1 protein-coding gene is annotated in these 516 nt (G+C 68.2%); it reads right to left on the bottom strand.

Annotation, left to right across the window (positions count from 1 at the left end; translation table 11 throughout):
• On the bottom strand, positions 1 to 516 hold a 516-nt coding region (locus RA21_RS21780; RefSeq protein ID WP_039152706.1), incomplete at both ends, for a Mur ligase family protein.

Raw genomic sequence — 516 nt, 5'->3', positions numbered from 1 at the left:
CACCTCCTGCCCGCGGGCAGCGGCGACGGCGCGCATTTCAGCGCCGCGGGGATCGTTCATGTTGATGACCGCCACGCCCTCATCCGGCAGCACCCGGCGGAACAGGCCCGCCTTGGCGGCGAAATAGGCATCGAATGTCTCGTGATAGTCCAGATGGTCCTGGGTGAAATTGGTGAAGCCGGCAGCCGCCAGCTGCACCCCGTCCAGACGCCGCTGGTCGAGCCCGTGCGAGGACGCCTCCATCGCCGCATGGGTCACGCCTGCCTCTGCCGCGGCGGCCAGCGCGCGGTGCAGGGTGATGGGTTCCGGCGTGGTATGGGCCAGCGGATAGCTCCAGGCGCCTTCGATGCCGGTGGTACCCATGTTGACGGCCTCATAGCCCAGCTCGCTCCAGATCTGGCGCACAAAGGTCGCAACGGAGGTCTTGCCATTGGTGCCTGTGACGGCAACCACGGTCTGCGGCTGGCCGCCGAACCACAGGGCGGCGGCATAGGCCAGCGTCTGGCGCGGATCCTC

It is taken from the genome of Leisingera sp. ANG-DT, assembly GCF_000813785.1.
Classification (GTDB): Bacteria; Pseudomonadota; Alphaproteobacteria; order Rhodobacterales; family Rhodobacteraceae; genus Leisingera.
Note: the sequence above shows the minus strand (reverse complement) of the source record. Positions and strands in the feature narration are given on the sequence as shown.